General features: G+C 63.6%; 2 pseudogenes. Both read left to right on the forward strand.

Going from position 1 to position 3,277, the window contains the following annotated elements:
- The first annotated feature begins 121 nt into the window (after window positions 1–121).
- Window positions 122–801, forward strand: a pseudogene (gene dnaQ / locus JCM25156_RS23910) (DNA polymerase III subunit epsilon).
- 95 nt (window positions 802–896) lie between these two features.
- A pseudogene (locus tag JCM25156_RS23915) lies at window positions 897–3,237 on the forward strand (adenylate/guanylate cyclase domain-containing protein).
- Window positions 3,238–3,277 lie beyond the last annotated feature (40 nt).

The raw sequence follows: 3,277 nt of genomic DNA on the forward strand, positions 1-3,277 counted from the left end.
CCGATGTGGTGATAAGAACAGGACTGTCGCGCCATGATACGGTGCGCCAGGTCCAGCGCCTGCTGCGCGCCATGCAGGCGGGCACGATGGCCGCACGGACGCGGGCCGGAAGGAAAGACGCATGAAACGCACGATCCTGTTCGATACGGAAACCACCGGCCTTGATCCGCTCAAGGGTGACCGGGTGATCGAGATCGCGGCGCTGGAACTGATGGGCGACCTGCCTACGGGGCGGAATTTCCATGTCCTGATCGACCCGGAACGCGACGTGCCGGAGGAAGCCTCCCGCGTGCATGGCTTCACCCGCGCCGATCTGGAAGGCAAACCCAAATTCGCCGCGATCGCGGGGGAATTCATGGCGTTTATCGGTAATGACGCCTGATCGCCCATAACGCCCGGTTCGATTTCGGCTTCCTGAACGCGGAACTGACGCGCGCGGGACTGCCGGAGCTGGATATGGGCCGCATGGTCGATACGCTCGACATGGCGCGGGAGCGGTTTCCCGGCATGCCCAACAGTCTTGATGCGCTGTGCCGGCGTTTTTCCATCGACCTGTCTGAACGCACCACCCATAACGCCCTGCTGGACTGCAAGCTGCTGGCGGCGGTCTATCTGGAACTGACCGGTGGCCGGCAGCGTGGGCTGGGTCTGGCGGTGGAGGAGGACGGCGGCGGTATTGCAAGTTACAATTACGTGCGCCCGCCAGGGCATGTGCCGGTGCGGGTGCGGCCCGATGAAGCGGAAATCGCAGCCCACCGCGCGTTTGTCGAACGCCTGACCGATCCGCTATGGCTGGGTTGAATGGCGTCAGGCCATAAAGGGTTTGGTCGGCGCGGTGTGTCTGGTCTAGGATTTGAAAACACACCGTACCTGATGTCTTGAACAGGAAGAGAGCATTGTCCACGGACGAGATTGTCGATCCCACGATTGCCCCTTCCGATCAGTTCCGGCGCTTCCTGTTCCATATCGGCATTCCCGTCGCCGGGGTGGTTTCGGTCATCGCCATCATAGCGGGCGTGGGGTGGCATTCCTACCAGACGGCCCGCACGGGTGCGCTGGCCCTGACGCATGACCTGCTGGTCAGCCAGCAGGATTATATCGCCAAGGAAGTCAGTTCCTTCCTCATGCCCGCCTCGGCCGGGGCCATCGTGGCGCGCGACATGCTCGAACATGGCGCGGCGAATGTCGAACAGAAGATATTCAACGGCTACAGCAGCACCATGCTGCGCAACGTGCCGCAGATCCAGTCCTTCTACCTGCCGATAGCGACGGCAATTTCAGCACGCTCGAACGTGGCGCGAACAATCAGGCGTCGCCGTCACCACCCTGCAGAACCGGGGAACGGGCAAGGCCACGTTCGCCCATGAGCTGCGCGACGCGCAGGACAAGGTCGTAAAGCAGTGGCAGACCCCGGCGGGTGATTACGACCCGCGCGGGCATGGCTGGTTCGCCGATACGGTCAGGGCCGGGCAGGAGTTCTGGACACATCCCTACGTGGTGGAAGTGACCCGGCAACTGATCCTGACCTCCGCCGTGCCGTACAGGGGGCAGGATGACAGGACGCATGTCTATGCCATCAACATCTCGCTCGATCACCTGAATAAATTCCTGAACTCACTCAAGATCGGGGAAAGCGGCAACGCCGTCCTGCTGGATCATGACGGCCACGTCCTGGCCGGGCATGGCATGGAGGAAACGCTGGTTCGCGCCAAGGGCGACCCGATGAAGATGGAGATCGACCCCACCCGATTCCCCGTCATGACCAAGGCGTTCGACCAGTACCGCGTTCACGGCTACGGCGCGCGGACGGTGCGCGTGGCCGACAGGAACTACGTGACCATCACGGCGAACCTGCCGGTGGGCAACGATAGCTGGGTTCTGCTTCTGGTCGCGCCGGAGGATGATTTTTCACGCTTCGCGCTGGCGTCGGGGCGGCAGAACCTGCTGTTTTCCGTTCTGGTCGTGCTCATGGCCTCGGGTCTGGGGTTCATGCTGTTCCTTTCGGCCCGCAGGAGCGAGCGCCTGCGCCGTGAAATCCTGCAATCCCATGCCGTGGCCAATTACGAGAGCCATGCCCTGCAATCCGTCGCGGCGTATCCCGAACTGTTCAACCCTGAGGATAACGCCCTTATCCTGACCGAGACGCTGGCCGACCAGTCCCATGCCCGGCGCGCGGCCATATGGCGCATCCTGCATGATGGGCGCACGCTCATGTGCATCGATTCCTACGACCGGCAGCAGGATGTGCATTCCGGTGGCTTCGAAATGGCCACGACCGACCTCAAGAGCTTTTTCGACGCCGTGTCCCATGGGGATCCGCTGGCGATCACCAGCGCGGCGGATGATGACCGCACATCCGCCTTCTACCGCGTGTACATGCGCAGTTTTGGCAGCAAGGCGCTGTTCTGCAATCCCATTCAGGGCGCGAGCGGACCGGTGGGCGTCATCACGCTGGAAGATGCGCCGCGTGCGGATATGGTCTCGCACTTCGTGGACATGATCGCCGGTGTCGCGGCGGCCCGTTTTTCCGCGCAGCATTACACCGCCGTCGCGGCGGCGAAGGAGGAACTGGAGGGCGAACCCGCGGTCGATGAGGAACCGCATGACCCCAGCCAAGGCTTCCTGCTGGCGCCCGGCGCGCTGGCCATGAACGGCCAGCAGGCCCCGGCGGACCTGAGCGGGGTGGACGGTTTCTATCCCGCCGTCGGCATCATGGTCATCAGCCTGTCAGATATGGTGATGACGGCCCAGAACGACCCCACCGCCAATATCAAGCTGATTGATACGATGGCGGGCCTGTTGCAGGACATCGCCCATCAGTGCGGGCTGTATTCCATCCGTATGCTGGGGCATCGGGTGGTCTGTGTCGCGGGGTGTTCGCGCACGCCGGACAAGGGGGCGGCGTACCGCATCGCCAACGCGGCGCTGATGATGCGCGAGAACACGCTGTCGATGCTGGCCCAGGCGGATCTGGACCCCGTGTTCCGGATCGGGATTGACGTGGGGCCGGTGTTCGGCGGGATGCTGGGCAAGGATCCGCAGGCGTTCAACCTGTGGGGCGACGCCATGGGCATGGCCGAGATGATGGCGCAGGGCGCGCCCGATGTCGGCACCATCCAGGTGACGGAGGATGTCTATCTCGCCCTGCGGCAGAACTTCCTGTTCCGTGAGCGCGGGCGATTCTTCATCCCCGGCGTGGGTCTGACGCGTACCTATGTGCTGGCCGGGCGGCGATGACGGACGACTTCCCCCCCACCGGCGCGCAGGCGGGCGAGGG

It is taken from the genome of Komagataeibacter kakiaceti JCM 25156 (genome assembly GCF_000613305.1).